Origin of the sequence: Mycobacterium sp. 1165178.9 (assembly GCF_001673555.1) — a bacterium.
In the GTDB taxonomy this organism is placed as follows: Bacteria; Actinomycetota; Actinomycetes; order Mycobacteriales; family Mycobacteriaceae; genus Mycobacterium.
This window is the reverse complement of the sequence record NZ_LZMB01000581.1, coordinates 1-13,067: the sequence shown is the minus strand read 5'-3', so window position 1 is coordinate 13,067 and position 13,067 is coordinate 1. Positions and strand designations below refer to the sequence as shown.

At 68.2% G+C, this 13,067-nt stretch carries 14 protein-coding genes and 1 other RNA gene; 9 read left to right on the top strand and 6 right to left on the bottom strand.

Annotated features, from left to right (window positions below; all coding sequences use genetic code 11):
* Nucleotides 1–986: PPE family protein (locus A5652_RS25230; protein WP_156745534.1), on the top strand; the 986-nt coding region annotated here is incomplete at its 5' end.
* 527 nt (nt 987–1,513) lie between these two features.
* Here A5652_RS25230 and rnpB read toward each other — a convergent pair.
* Nucleotides 1,514–1,915, bottom strand: an RNA gene (gene rnpB, locus A5652_RS25225) — RNase P RNA component class A.
* Between the two features lie 77 nt (nt 1,916–1,992).
* On the opposite strand from rnpB, the gene A5652_RS25220 reads away from it, so the two are divergent.
* Nucleotides 1,993–2,703 carry a 2OG-Fe(II) oxygenase gene (locus A5652_RS25220; RefSeq protein WP_067358488.1) on the top strand — a complete coding sequence of 237 codons (711 nt, stop codon included), beginning with the start codon at nt 1,993–1,995 and terminating at the stop codon, nt 2,701–2,703.
* A gap of 6 nt (nt 2,704–2,709) precedes the next feature.
* Here A5652_RS25220 and A5652_RS25215 read toward each other — a convergent pair whose 3' ends face one another.
* Nucleotides 2,710–3,342 carry a bifunctional 2-polyprenyl-6-hydroxyphenol methylase/3-demethylubiquinol 3-O-methyltransferase UbiG gene (locus A5652_RS25215; RefSeq protein ID WP_067358481.1) on the bottom strand — a complete coding sequence of 211 codons (633 nt, stop codon included), beginning with the start codon at nt 3,340–3,342 and terminating at the stop codon, nt 2,710–2,712.
* Nucleotides 3,343–3,389: 47 nt separating this feature from the next.
* Between A5652_RS25215 and A5652_RS25210 the strand changes: the two genes are divergently transcribed.
* The 4 genes from A5652_RS25210 to A5652_RS25195 all read left to right on the top strand — a co-directional run bounded on the left by A5652_RS25210 (nt 3,390) and on the right by A5652_RS25195 (nt 7,410).
* Entirely contained in the window at nt 3,390–3,965 is a 576-nt protein-coding gene (locus tag A5652_RS25210) for a helix-turn-helix domain-containing protein (RefSeq protein ID WP_067358476.1), read from the top strand.
* Between the two features lie 49 nt (nt 3,966–4,014).
* On the top strand, nt 4,015–5,193 hold the full coding sequence (locus tag A5652_RS25205) for a cytochrome P450 (RefSeq protein WP_067358474.1): 1,179 nt from the start codon (nt 4,015–4,017) through the stop codon (nt 5,191–5,193).
* Nucleotides 5,190–5,384, top strand: coding sequence for a ferredoxin (locus tag A5652_RS25200; protein WP_067358469.1), 195 nt, complete (start codon nt 5,190–5,192; stop codon nt 5,382–5,384). Before A5652_RS25205 ends, A5652_RS25200 begins: the two co-directional genes overlap by 4 nt.
* Before the next feature lie 73 nt (nt 5,385–5,457).
* The gene (locus A5652_RS25195; protein ID WP_067358466.1) at nt 5,458–7,410 is read left to right on the top strand and encodes an aconitate hydratase; all 1,953 of its coding nucleotides are present in this window, start codon (nt 5,458–5,460) and stop codon (nt 7,408–7,410) included.
* 3 nt (nt 7,411–7,413) lie between these two features.
* Here A5652_RS25195 and A5652_RS25190 read toward each other — a convergent pair whose 3' ends face one another.
* From A5652_RS25190 to cobC, 4 genes are read right to left on the bottom strand one after another with little or no spacing between them, the layout of a single operon-like run.
* Nucleotides 7,414–8,550 (bottom strand): bifunctional RNase H/acid phosphatase, encoded by a 1,137-nt coding sequence (locus A5652_RS25190; RefSeq protein ID WP_067358464.1) that lies wholly within the window; start codon nt 8,548–8,550, stop codon nt 7,414–7,416.
* The gene (locus tag A5652_RS25185; RefSeq protein ID WP_067358462.1) at nt 8,547–9,284 is read right to left on the bottom strand and encodes a zinc ribbon domain-containing protein; all 738 of its coding nucleotides are present in this window, start codon (nt 9,282–9,284) and stop codon (nt 8,547–8,549) included. Before A5652_RS25185 ends, A5652_RS25190 begins: the two co-directional genes overlap by 4 nt.
* On the bottom strand, nt 9,281–10,429 hold the full coding sequence (locus tag A5652_RS25180; protein WP_067358459.1) for a Nif3-like dinuclear metal center hexameric protein: 1,149 nt from the start codon (nt 10,427–10,429) through the stop codon (nt 9,281–9,283). Before A5652_RS25180 ends, A5652_RS25185 begins: the two co-directional genes overlap by 4 nt.
* Complete coding sequence (cobC, locus tag A5652_RS25175) at nt 10,426–11,478, bottom strand: Rv2231c family pyridoxal phosphate-dependent protein CobC (protein WP_067358457.1); 1,053 nt, start codon at nt 11,476–11,478, stop codon at nt 10,426–10,428. The genes A5652_RS25180 and cobC overlap by 4 nt, the downstream gene beginning before the upstream one ends.
* A 153-nt stretch (nt 11,479–11,631) precedes the next feature.
* On the opposite strand from cobC, the gene A5652_RS25170 reads away from it, so the two are divergent.
* From A5652_RS25170 to A5652_RS25160, 3 genes are all read left to right on the top strand, one after another.
* A complete protein-coding gene (locus tag A5652_RS25170) occupies nt 11,632–12,279 on the top strand; it encodes an HAD-IA family hydrolase (RefSeq protein WP_067358486.1) in 648 nt (215 codons plus the stop codon).
* On the top strand, nt 12,272–12,769 hold the full coding sequence (locus A5652_RS25165; RefSeq protein ID WP_067358456.1) for a low molecular weight protein-tyrosine-phosphatase: 498 nt from the start codon (nt 12,272–12,274) through the stop codon (nt 12,767–12,769). The genes A5652_RS25170 and A5652_RS25165 overlap by 8 nt, the downstream gene beginning before the upstream one ends.
* Nucleotides 12,769–13,067, top strand: a 299-nt coding sequence (locus A5652_RS25160; protein WP_369805872.1) for an SURF1 family cytochrome oxidase biogenesis protein, incomplete at its 3' end; no start/stop codon positions are given. The genes A5652_RS25165 and A5652_RS25160, both read left to right, overlap by 1 nt.

Sequence of the window (13,067 nt, the reverse complement as noted above, 5' to 3'; positions counted from 1 at the left end):
CTGCGAGCATTCCCTGGCAGGGACCATCAGCGACGGCCATGACCGCATCCACGCTGCCCTATGTCACCTGGATGCACACCACCTCACTGCAGGCCGCTCAGATGTCGACGGCGGCTGACGCCATGGTCGGCGCGTTCGCCGTCACCCAAGCGGCCGTGGTGCATCCGAGCGTGGTCGCCGCCAACCGCACGCTGCTGGCTCATCTGATCGCGACGAACATCTTCGGCGTCAACTTCCCCGCCATCGCCGCCACCGAGGCCCAATACCTGCAGATGTGGGCGGATAACACGACCGCCCTGCTCGCTTATCAGGCGACCAGCCTGCAAACCATGGCGATGCCGACGTTCGCGCCCCCATCCCCGATGACCAACCAGAACGCATCCGCGGTTCAGACGGCCGCGGTGGCTAAGGCGGCAGCCGCGCCCGCCGCCGCCGCCGATCCCCCGGCCCTCAACCTGCCCACGGATCCGTTATTCTCCAACCCCACCATTTCGGCCTTACTTGACCAGGAGTCCCAGTTCATCTCGAGCGGGTTCCCGTTTAACGCTCTCAGCGTATTTACCGGAGGCCATGACTTCTTCCCCGGCCAGGCCCCGGACATCCTGGCCCCCACTCCCCGCAACCTCGCTATCGCGTACAACCTCACCGGCCCCGAGGCGGTGGGAGGGGCTCCCAACTTTTTCGCTCCCGCTACGGCCGCCGCCGAGACCAGTGCAGTGGAGAGTTCCGTTACCGCTTCGCTTGGCAGCGGAATGTACGTCGGCAACCTGGTGGTGCCGCCTTCGGCGGTCACCTCCCCGATCCAGCTGGCTGCCGCACAGGCGCCGTTGGTGGCGACAACAGCCGAGGGCACTCCGCTGATCCCGATGTTCGTTCCGCCGATGCCACCGGGAGCACGCAAAGCCCAGCGGGATAGACCCGACGAGAAGGGCTATGGACCGCCGATCCCCGGCACCATCATGCGGCCGCCTCCGTCAGGCGGATGAGTGCAGGCCCACCGCGCCGAGTTCCTCAGGGGCGCAAGCAGAAGTGCGTATTGCCCGGCTACACAAACATACTGTCCATGAGTGCTGTTTCCAACAGAGTGGCTCGCCACCGATCTAGACTTATCCAGTAGTCGGTTCTTGTTTCGCAGCAGATCGGTGTCGTCCGCGGATCAGGAAGGACGGTGATGAAGCGGGCACTAGCGGGCATGACGGCCCTGGCAGCCTTGGGCCTGGCGCCCCTCTGCGTTCCGACGGCACAAGCACACGCGGACGATCCCTGCATCGGTACCACGGATCCGGTTGCCTACCAGACGTGCATCGACCGACGCGATGACCCCATGCGCAGGTATCAAGGCAATTGCGATGCATCCCCCTTTCACGGAGAGGAGGGCCAACTCTGTCGGGACCATTGGGTCCGAAAGTCCGCGCCCCCCGATGTAGCCCTTTCCGTATAACCGGCCCCTTATTGGCGCATTGCGGACGGATGCCGCTACGACCAGCTGGATGCGCGGGCGCCGGGCGTGATACGGACGAGTTGGCCTGTAAGCCGGATTCTGTTCCCCGCCGCCGCGCATAAGCAACGGCGGCGCGGCGGCGACCATCCATCTGGACACACCGTCACCGGGTGCCTCGAGCGGCCTACCCGCAGGCTCGGGCGAGCAGCCCTCGAACGCCTGCGCGGCCGCACCTTCCGGTGCGGCCTTCTTGGCCTTGCTTCGGGTGGGGTTTGCCTAGCCACCCCGGTCACCCGGGATGCTGGTGCGCTCTTACCGCACCGTTTCACCCTTACCACCGCGGGGGTGGCGGTCTGTTTTCTGTGGCACTTTCCCGCGAGTCACCTCGGATTGCCGTTAGCAATCACCCTGCTCTGTGAAGTCCGGACTTTCCTCGAACCGCTTGCAACGGTCCGCGGCCGCCCGGCCAACTCGTCCGCGACGATCCACGGTACTACCTGCGGCATGCCGGGGCCAGCAACTATGACTCGCGCGGCTCTATCGTGGACCTGATGGACCGGTGGAAAAAGCGCGTCGACACCGGCGATTGGGACGCCATCGCCACCGCGGTCGACGAGTACGGCGGCGCGCTGCTGCCGCGGCTGGTCACGCCCGGCGAGGCGGCCCGGCTGCGCCGGCTCTACGCCGACGACGACCTGTTTCGGTCGACCATCGACATGGCGCCCAAACGCTATGGCGCCGGCCAATACCGCTACTTCCACGCGCCCTATCCCGAGCCGATCGAACAGCTCAAGCAGGCCCTATACCCCCGGCTGCTGCCGATTGCGCGCGATTGGTGGGGCAAGCTCGGCCGCGACGCACCCTGGCCGGACCGCCTCGACGAATGGCTGGCGAGCTGTCACGCCGCCGGCCAGAACAGGTCGACCGCGCTGATGCTGAAGTACGGTGCGGGCGACTGGAATGCATTGCACCGGGATCTCTACGGTGACTTGATCTTCCCGCTCCAGGTCGTCATCAACCTGAGCAACCCCGACACCGACTACACCGGCGGCGAGTTCCTGCTCGTCGAACAACGACTGCGGGCCCAATCCCGCGGCATGGCAACACAACTGCCGCAGGGCCACGGGTACGTGTTCACCACCCGGGAACGCCCGGTACCCTCGGCCAGGGGTTGGTCCGCGGCGCCGGTGCGCCACGGCGTCTCGGTCGTTCGCTCGGGCGAGCGCTACGCGATGGGGCTGATCTTTCACGACGCCGCCTAGGCGGGGCTATCCCGTCCGCCGCACCACCATGACGTTGTCGGCCATCGTGCCGACTTCCCCATTCGGACCTACCATTTCGCGTTGGAGGGCCTCGGCCCGCAGCCGCGTCCAGCACGGCGCGTCCAGGTGCAGCGACGCGAGGACCTCCTCGATATCGGCGAAGTGGTGATCGTGATGCTCCGCCCACGGCGGGGGCGCTCCATGGTCGACGATCAACAGCACACCGTCACGATTCACCCGCTCGGCCGCCCGTTGCAGCACCCCGTCGCGTTCCAGTCGCGCCGGCGAGTGCAGATACTGCGCGGACACCAGGTCGAAGGCGCCTTCGGGGAAGCTTTCGTTGAGGTCGTGACGCTGAAAGTTGATGTGGGCGAGCATGTTCCGCGCTGACGCAGCCTCGGTGGCGCGTTGCAACGCGGTGGCTGAGATGTCGACGGCCACCACCTCCCAGCCCCGCTCGGCCAGCCATAGCGCGTCGGCCCCTTCCCCGCAGCCCAGGTCCAGCGCCCGGCCCACCGGCAGGTCGGTGGCCACCTCGGCCAGGAGGGGATTGACCCGTCCGCTCCACACCCGCTCCGCCGAGCGGTAGCGCTCCTCCCAGAACCGCTGGGCATCTTCGGGTTCGCACGAGTTCTCCACACCGCGAGCTTGCCCACCCGGTGTCTTATTTGCCAAGCTGAATTGCCATGCAGGCAAAAAGCATGTCCGATATCGACCTCTTGGTGCGGCGACGACTCCGGGAACTGCGCATGCAGCGCGGCCTGACACTGCAAGAGGTGGGCGAGCGCGCCGGGATCGACGTCTCGACGCTCAGCCGCCTCGAATCCGGGAAGCGCCGGCTGGCACTGGATCACCTGCCGCGGCTGGCCCGGGCCCTGTCCGTCAGCACCGACGAGCTGCTGCAGGCGCCGCCGACGCCCGACCCGAGGGTGCGGGGCACCGCACACACCCACCACGGCGTCACCTTTTGGCCGCTGACCCGCCAGGGCCCCGCGGGGGGCCTACACGCGTTCAAGGTCCGGGTCAGCGCGCGGCGCCGCACCCCGCCCGCCGAGCTGCCGGTGCACGAGGGCCAGGACTGGATGTATGTGCTTTGCGGCCGGATGCGGCTCATCCTGGGCGAACGCGACTTCACCATCGACCCCGGCCAAGCCGTCGAGTTCTCGACGTGGACGCCGCACTGGTTCGGGGCGGTGGACGGGCCGGTGGAGGCCATCGTCATCTTCGGACCGCACGGCGAGCGGCTCCACCTGCATAGTTGATCCGTATTAGCCCATTGCCCAATAGGCGTGTCGGTGCCAGGCTGACCGCATGACAGAAGCCGAAAGTTTCGTCGATCAGACGCGGACGGGACTCGCGGAGCCGCAGCCGATGTACAAGGCGCTGCGCGAAACCAGCCCGGTGTTCCGGTCGCCGCAGGCGGTCGTTCTCAGCCGCCTGGCCGACATCGAAATGGCGCTCAAACACACCGAGCTGTTCTCGTCGAACATGGACGCGGTCGACTTGGGTAACGTGCGGCCGCTGATCCCACTCCAAATCGACCCGCCCGAGCATGCGAAGTACCGGCGCGTTCTCGATCCCCTCTTCACTCCGCGGGAGATGGCCCGACGCGAACCACACGTCACCGAGCTGGTCAACGAGATGATCGATCGCTTCGCCGACCGGGGCGAGTGCGACTTCCACACCGAATTCGCGGTGCCGCTGCCCTGCACCGTCTTCCTGCAACTGCTCGGCCTGCCACTTGAGGACCTCGACCAATTCCTGGTGTGGAAGGACGGCGTGATCCGCCCGGAGGGCGACTCCGGTTTCGACCGCCGCCACGAAAGCTCGGCGGGTGTAGCCCAACAGATCTACGAATACTTCGACCGCGCCATCGACGACCACATCGCCAGCCCCCGCGACGACGTGTTGTCCGCAATGATCGCGGCGAACTTCAAAGACGAGGCGGGCCAACCGCTGTCGCGCGACGAGCTGCTCGACATCTGCTTCCTGTTCCTCATCGCCGGACTCGACACGGTCACCGACTCGCTCGACTGTTTCTTCGTGTACCTGGCGCGGCACCCCGATCACCGTCATCAACTTGTCGAGCAGCCCGACGTGCTGCCCGGCGCGGTCGAGGAGTTGTTGCGTTGGGAAACACCAGTGCTCGGCGTCGCCCGGGTCGCCATCCAGGACGTCGAGGTCGGCGGGTGTCCGATCAGCAAGGGTGAGCGGGTCAGCCCGTTGCTGGGGGCGGCGAACACCGACCCGGCCGAGTTCCCCGACCCCGAGCTGGTGGACTTCACCCGCAACCCCAACCGGCACCGGGCGTTCGGCGGCGGCCCGCACCGTTGCCTCGGGTCGCACCTGGCCCGCATGGAGCTTCGGGTGGCGCTGCGCGAATTCCACCGGCGCATACCGGATTACGAGATCAAGCCCGGCGCTGAGCTGTCCTACACCGCGGCGCTGCGCTCGGTGGAGTCGCTGCCGCTGGTCTTTCCGGTGTCATGACCCGCGTAGCCGTCGACCCCGACCGCTGCACCGGGCACGGGCGCTGCTACACACTGGCGCCCGACGTCTTCGACGCCGACGAGGTCGGACATTGCGTGGTGCTCGTCGAGGAGGTCTCCGGCGAACTGGAATCACAGGCCGTCACCGCCGAACAGAACTGCCCGGAAAGCGCCATCACGCTGGCTCGTTGACGCGTGGGTCCGAGGCCAAACGTCGGCTGGCGAATCGCGCTAGAACACGCCGTGCCGGGGTAACCCCCGGGGTATGGCCATGAATGTCGCGCACAAGCTGATCAGCTCGCATCTGGAGTCCGGGGAGATGTCGCCCGGAGAAGAGATCGCGATCCGGATCGATCAGACGCTGACCCAGGATGCGACCGGCACGCTGGTGATGCAGGAACTCGAGGCGCTGGGGCTCGATCGCGCCCGCACCGAGGTGAGTGTGCAGTATGTCGACCACAACCTGCTGCAGGGCGACGAGAAGAACGCCGAGGATCACGAGTACCTGCGCACCGCGGCGCAACGGTTCGGCCTGTGGTTCTCCAAACCGGGCAACGGGGTCTCGCACCCGACCCACATGCAGCGCTTCGGCATTCCCGGCAAGACGCTGGTGGGCTCCGACTCGCACACTCCGGCGGCCGGGTCGCTGGGGATGCTCGCGATCGGCGTCGGCGGTCTCGAGGTGGCGCTCGCGATAACCGGGCGGCCGCTGCACATCCGGATGCCCGAGGTATGGGGCGTGCGGCTCGAGGGTGAGCTGCCCCAGTGGTGTTCGGCCAAAGACGTGATCCTGGAGATGTTGCGCCGCCACGACGTCAAGGGCGGGGTGAACCGGATCATCGAGTACCACGGTCCCGGCGTGACGACGCTGACGGCGATGGACCGCCACGTCATCGCCAACATGGGAGCCGAACTCGGCGCCACGACGACGGTGTTTCCCAGCGACGACGCCGTCCGCGAATTCCTGCGCGCCGAGGGACGCGAGGACGATTGGACAGAGTTGCTGGCCGACGAAGACGCGGGCTACGACGTCGAGGACACGATCGACTTGTCACAGATCGAGCCGCTGATCGCCAAACCGTCGTCGCCGGGGAACGTGGTACCGGTTCGCGAGGTGGCCGGCGAGGAGATCGCCCAAGCGGTGATCGGCTCGAGCGCCAACCCCGGGCTGCGCGATTTCGCGATCGCGGCCGCGATGGTGGCGGGACGCCAAACGGCCCCGCAGGTCAGCTTCGACATCAATCCGACGTCGCGCGAGATCCTGGCCGACCTGACCAAGATGGGCGCGACGCTGGATCTGGTGGTGGCGGGGGCGCGCATCCACCAGGCGGGCTGCATGGGCTGCATCGGCATGGGCCAGGCGCCCGCGGTCGGTCGCAACTCGCTGCGCACGATGCCCCGCAACTTCCCCGGCCGGTCTGGCACCAAGGAGGACGCGGTCTGGCTGTGCTCCCCCGAGACCGCGGCGGCATCGGCGCTGACGGGGGTGATCACGGATCCGCGGGACTGGGCCAAAGAGGAGCAGATGGAGTACCCGAAACTCGATCTGCCCGAGCACAACTCCGTCAACACCGCAATGCTGGTGCCTCCGCTCGACACCGACGAGGCACAACGTGTCGAACCCGTGAAGGGACCCAACATCTCCAGCTTGCCCGAGTTGTCGCCGCTGCCGGACGAACTCGAGGCACCGGTGCTGCTCAAGGTCGGCGACAACGTCTCCACTGACGAAATCTCGCCGGCCGGCGTGCAGGCTCTTCCGCTTCGGTCCAACATTCCGAAGCTCGCGATGTTCAGCTTCACTCGGATCGACGACTCCTACCCCGAGCGGGCTCAAAAGGCCGACGACAGTGGGCACGTCATCGTCGCTGGGGAAAACTACGGGCAAGGCTCCTCGCGCGAGCATGCCGCGATCGCACCCCGCTACCTCGGGTTGCGCGTGGTCATCGCCAAGTCCTTCGCGCGCATTCACTGGCAGAACCTGGCCAACTATGGAATTTTGGCGCTCGAGTTCGAAAATCCCGACGACTACGACTCGATCGACCAAGACGACACGCTCCGCTTCCAGAATCTGAACGCGATCGACAAAGACGATGTCCTGCAGGTCGAAATTGCCGGTAAGGATTCGTCATTCGCGGTGCGGCATCGACTCTCGCCACGACAGGTCAAGGATGTGTTGGCCGGCGGCCTGATCCCGCGTCTCAACCAAGAGCAGGAGTGACGCCTAAAGATACGCCGTCTGGTTGACCAGCCGCACCGAAGACGCTCCGTCGGAATAGAACTCGGCGATGCTCAACGATGCCAGGTCGAGGTGCAGGCGGTACAGGATGCCGGGGCCGGCGTCCAGCGCCTCGCGCAGCAGCATCTTGATGGGTGTCACGTGCGACACCACCAGCACCGTCGTGCCCTGCTGTGCGGCGACGATCCGGTCGCGAACCCTCGACACGCGATCGCCCACCGCATCGAAGCTCTCCCCGCCCGGCGGTGCGGTGCTGGTGTCGCGCAACCAGCGCCCGTGCAGCTCGGGATCGCGCTCTGCGGCCTCGGCGAACGTCAGCCCCTCCCAGGAGCCGAAATCCGTCTCGAGCAAGTCGTCGTCGACGGTCACGTCCAGGCCCAGCGCCTTGGCCGCCGCCGCCGCGGTGTCATAAGCTCGCTGCAGCGGCGAGGCGAACACCGCCGAAATCCCGCCGCGCTGCGCCAGATAACGCGCCGCCGCGTCGGCCTGCCGCCGTCCCAGCTCGGTGAGCGCCGGGTTGCCACGGCCCGAATAGCGGCGCTGCACCGACAACTCGGTCTGGCCGTGTCGCAGCAACAGCAGGCGGGTCGGAGTGCCGCGAGCGCCCGTCCAGCCGGGCGCCGACGGGGACGGAACGGTCGCGGACCGGGGCGGTTCGGGCTTTTCCGCCGGGCCGGATTGTTCGGCCGGCTCGGACTTTTCCGTCGTGCCGTCGACCTCCGCCGCGGCGTCCATCGCCTCGTTGGCCAACCGATCGGCGTGCGTGTTGCGCTCCCGCGGAATCCACGAGTAGCTGATTTTCGCGAACCGCCTGGCTAGGTTCCGGGCTTCGGCGTGCAGCTCGATCAGGTCGGGGTGCTTGACCTTCCACCGGCCGGACATCTGTTCCACCAGCAGCTTGGAATCCAAGTAAACCGCGGCCTCGGTGGCACCCAGGTTCAGGGCGTCGTCCAAACCGGCTATCAGACCCCGGTATTCTGCAACGTTGTTGGTTGCGCGGCCGATCGCCTGCTTGGCCTCCGCCAGCACGGTCGCACGGTCCTCCGTCCAGACCACCGCGCCGTATCCGGCGGGCCCGGGATTACCGCGCGATCCGCCGTCGGCCTCGATGACGACCTTCACTGATCGAAACCCTTGACCCGCAGCAGGATCGCGCCGCATTCGGGGCAGCGCACCACGTCGTCTTCGGCGGCCGCCGAGATGCGGGACAGCTCGCCGCGGTCGATCTCGAGCCGGCAGGCCCCGCACCGGCGCCCCATCAGCTGCCCGGCGCCCGCGCCTCCCCCGGCGCGCTGGCGTTCGTACAGGGCGGCCAGGGCCGGATCCAGCTCGGCGCTCAGCGAATCACGTCGCGAGGACTGAAGCTCGCGGGCCTCGCTGATCTCGGCGACCGCGGCGTCGAGAGCCTCGCGCGCGCTGACCATCTCAGCCTCCAGTGACGTGAGCGTCCGCTGCTCACCGTCCAGCCGGGATTGCAGCTCCTCGCGACGTTCCATCACCTCCAGCAGCGAGTCCTCCAGGCTGGTTTGACGACGCTGCAGAGTCTCCAGCTCGTGCTGAAGATCGGTCAGTTGCTTGGCGTCGGTCGCTCCCGACTGCAGGAGCGCGCGGTCGCGGTCTTCGCGCTGGCGCACCGAATCGATCTCGGCCTCGAGCCGCGAGGCGTGGGCGTCGACGTCTTCCAGGGCGATGCGCAGCGTGGCCAGCCGATCAGCGGCCGCCTCGAATTCCCCCCGCAACCGCTCGCAGGCCTCTTGTTCCGGCAGATGCGTGGCCCGGTGCGTGATCCGGGACAGCTCGGCATCCAATTTCGACAATTCCAGCAACGAACGCTGCTGCGCCACTTCGGCTTTCATGACCCGTCCCCCCCGGACTCGTTGTCAACCTGCTCGACATTCCACGGGTCGGTGCGAATCGAACTCACCCGCACCGGGAGCTCCGCACCGAAACGCGACCGCAGCAACCCGGCGACCTGTTCACACCAAGGGAATTCACTTGCCCAATGTGCCACATCGATCAGAGCCACATCGGAGGCGCGGCGATGTTCGTCGGCCGGATGGTGGCGCAGGTCGGCGGTGACATAGGCCTGCACGCCGGCACCGGCCGCAGCGGCCAGCAACGAATCCCCGGCGCCGCCGCAGACGGCGACCCGCGACACGGGCGCGTCGGGGTCCCCCGCCGCCCGCACTCCCCACGATGTCCGCGGCAACGCCGCCCCGACGCGGGAGACGAATCCGCGCAACGGTTCCGGGCGTCTCAGTGTTCCGATGCGGCCCAGCCCGACGCCGCCGGGCGGCGCCACCAACGCGAAGATGTCGAAGGCGGGCTCCTCGTACGGGTGGGCGGCGCGCATCGCCCCCAGCACCGCGGCACGGGATCGCGCGGGCGCGACGACCTCGAACCGGTCTTCGGCCACCCGCTCGACACTCCCGACGCTGCCCACCGCGGGCGAGGCGCCTTCGTGCGGCAGGAACTGCCCTATACCGCTGACGGTCCAGCTGCAGTGCGAATAGTCGCCGATATGGCCGGCCCCAGCCGCAAACACCGCCTCCCGCACCGCTTCCGCGTTCTCGCGGGGAACGTAGACGACCCACTTGTCGAGGTCGGGCGCGCCCGATGCCGGTTCGAGCGCGGCCTCAACGTCAAGGCCCAGCGCCTCGGCCAGCGCATCGGAGACGCCCGGGCGGGCCGAGTCGGCATTGGTGTGCGCGGTGAAAAGGGATCGCCCGGTCTGGATCAACCGGTGCACCAGCGCGCCCTTGGGGGTGCTGGCCGCCACGGAGTCCACCCCGCGCAGCAGCAGTGGATGATGGGCCAGCAGCAGGCTCGTCCGGGGAACCTCGTCGACGACCGCCGGCGTCGCGTCGACCGCGACGGTCACCGAGTCCAGCTCATCGTCGGGGTCACCGCACACCAGGCCCACCGAATCCCAGGGCTCGGCAAGCCCCGGCGGGTAGGCCTCGTCGAGCACTCCCATGACCTCGGCCAGCTTCACGCTCACCGGCGCCCCCCGATGCCTTCCGCCGTGACCGCCTTCGAAATCGCCTCTATCAACCGCGGCCATTCGGGGCGCACCGCCGCCCGCAGGTACCGCTCGTCCAAGCCGACGAAAGTATCACAGCGGCGGACCGCAATTCCCCTGTCATGCAGACTTTTTCGTAGCCGGACCGCATCCGCCGTGCGAAACAGCACGAACGGAGCATGGCCGTCGACCACCTCGACCTCCACCGACGCCAGGCCGGCCACCATCTCGGCGCGCAACCGCGTCAACCGCACCGCGCCGGCCGCCGCGTCGGCGACGGCCTGCCGACCGCAACACTGCGCGATGGCCGTCAGCTGCAGCGTCCCCACCGGCCAGTGCGCCCGCTGCGCGGTCAGCCGCGCCAGCACCTCTGGGCAGGCGAGCGCGTAGCCCACCCGCAACCCGGCCAGCGCCCAGGTCTTGGTCAAACTACGCAGCACCAGCACGTCGGGCAGCGCGTCCCCGGCCAGCGATTGCGGCTCACCGGGAATCGAGTCGGCGAAGGCCTCGTCGACCACCAGGATCCGCCCGGGCCGGCGCAAGGCCAGCAGTTGGTCGCGGGTGTGCAGCACCGAGGTGGGGTTGGTCGGGTTACCCACCACGACCAGGTCGGCGTCGTCGGGGACGGCCGCACCGGCCAGGCCGAACGGCGGCTCCAGCACGACGTGGTGCACCGGCACTCCGGCCGCGGTCAGCGCGAGGGCCGGCTCGGTGAACGCTGGCGCGATGATCGCCGCCCGTTGCGGACGCAGGTTGGACAGCAGGGCGAACGCCTCGGCCACCCCGGCCAGCGGCAGCACCTCGTCGCGCGTCCGGCCGTGCCGCTCGGCAACCGCGTCCTGCGCCTTGCGGACGTCGTCGAGGCTCGGGTAGCGCGCCAGATCGGGCAGCCGCTCGGCCAGCCGTCGCAGCAGCCACTCCGGCGGGCGACCGTGCCGGACGTTGACGGCGAAATCCAACATCCCGGGCGCGACCGCCTGATCACCGTGGTAGCGCGCCGCAGGCGGGCTCAGGTTCAGACTCGCCACCCGTGAAACACTAGTGCGCCGGCCGCGCCGCCCGGGGATGCATCGGCAACACCGTCACACCCGGCCTTACCGATCGAGGACAATGGTGAGGTGACAGGCATAAGGCCAGCCGATTGCCAGGCCCACGGCACCTCCCCCGGTGGGGTGGAGCTGGTGATCTTCGATCTCGACGGCACGCTGACCGACTCCGCGGAAGGGATCGTCGCCAGTTTCCTGCATGCGCTCGACCACATCGGCGCCCCGGTGCCGCCCGGCGACCTCGTCGCGCAGATCGTCGGCCCACCGATGGACGACACCTTCCGGGCCATGGAGCTCGGCGACGACGCCGAGGAGGCCATCACCGCCTTTCGCGCCGAGTACGGCGCGCGGGGCTGGGCGATGAACGCGCTCTTCGACGGAATCGAGGCACTGTTGGTGGATCTGCGCGCGGCCGGGGTCCGGCTGGCGGTCGCCACCTCCAAGCTGGAACCCACGGCGCGGCGCATCCTCGCCCATTTCGGGCTTGACCAGCACTTCGAGGTCATCGCCGGCGCGAGCCCCGACGGTTCGCGCAAGGCCAAGGTCGAGGTGCTGGCCCACGCCCTGTCGCAGCTGGAGCCCCTGCCCGAGCGGGTGCTCATGGTCGGTGATCGCAGCCACGACGTGCACGGCGCGGCCGCCCACGGCATCGACACCGTGGTGGTCGGCTGGGGCTACGGCAAGGCCGACTTTCCCGACGGCGCAGCCAGAAGCAACCCGGTCGATCCCGGCGTGACGCACGCGTCGACCATCGACGAGCTACGGAGGGCGCTGGGTGTCTAATCGCGAGACCCTGCACGTCACGTTCGTGTGCACCGGCAACATCTGCCGTTCGGTGATGGCCGAGAAGATGTTCGCCGACCAGCTGCGCCGGCGGGGTCTGGGCGACGCGGTGCGGGTGAGCAGCGCCGGCACCGGCAACTGGCATGTGGGCGAGGGCGCCGACGAACGGGCGGCAGGGGTGCTGCGCGCCCACGGCTACGCATGCGAGCACCGCGCCACACAGGTCGACGCCGAGCACCTGGGCGCCGATCTGGTGGTGGCCCTGGACCGCAACCACGCCCGGATGCTGCGGCACCTGGGCGCCGAGGAGGATCGCGTCCGGATGCTGCGGTCCTTCGATCCGCGCAGCGGTGCCCACACCCCCGACGTGGACGATCCCTACTACGGCGACACCGAAGACTTTGAACGCGTTTACGCCGTCATCGAGGCGGCGCTGCCGGGACTGCATGACTGGGTCGACGAACGGCTCGCGCAGAACGGATCCACTTGATGCGCCGGTTGCCCTTTCTGCTGCGCCCGGGCTGGATCGTGCTGGCACTGGCAGTCGTCGCCTTCGCGTACCTGTGCTTCACGGTGCTCGCGCCCTGGCAGCTGGGTAAGCACAGCAGGACGTCGCAGGAGAACCGCCAGATCGAATCTTCGCTGAACACCGCGCCGGTCCCCTTGAAAACGCTGCTGCCGCAGCAGAATTCAACAGCTTCGGACGCACAGTGGCGCCAGCACCTCAAATGCCGGCTTCGAGTCGATCACCCGCAGCCGGGCCAGTACCTGCACGTCCGGCAGATAGT